Origin of the sequence: Streptomyces rugosispiralis (genome assembly GCF_024505145.1) — a bacterium.
Lineage (GTDB): Bacteria > Actinomycetota > Actinomycetes > Streptomycetales > Streptomycetaceae > Streptomyces > Streptomyces rugosispiralis.
The window spans coordinates 1-476 of record NZ_JANIAA010000237.1 but is presented as its reverse complement, the minus strand read 5'-3'; the positions used below and the strand labels follow the sequence as shown (position 1 = coordinate 476).

The following is a 476-nucleotide window of genomic DNA, read 5'->3' as shown; positions in this document are numbered from 1 at the left end:
TGTCCGCCGAGGTCGAAGAAGTTGTCGTCCACGCCGACGCGGGGAGCGTCGAGGATCTCGGCGAACAGACCGCACAGGATCTCCTCGCGCGGCGTACGCGGCGCCCGGCCACCCGCACCCACCACAGACTCCGGCACGGGCAACGCCTTACGGTCCAGCTTGCCGTTCACCGTCAACGGCAACCGCCCCAGCACCACGAACGCCGAGGGAACCATGTGGTCGGGCAGCATGCTCGCCGCGTGTGCGCGCAGGTCCATCGCCTCGACCCCGGCGCCCGCGTCCGGGACCGCGTAGGCCACCAGACGCTTGTCCCCCGGACGGTCCTCACGGACCACCACCACCGCCGCACCGACCCCCGCACACTCCCCCAGAACGGACTCGACCTCACCCAACTCGATACGGAAACCCCGCACCTTCACCTGGTCATCCGCCCGTCCGACGAACTCCAGCACGCCCTCATCGGTCCACCGGGCCAC

1 protein-coding gene is annotated in these 476 nt (G+C 70.2%); it reads right to left on the bottom strand.

The window, feature by feature from the left end; all coding sequences use genetic code 11:
• The coding region (locus tag NP777_RS47235) for an AMP-binding enzyme (protein ID WP_449343571.1) at positions 1 to 476 on the bottom strand (476 nt) is incomplete at both ends.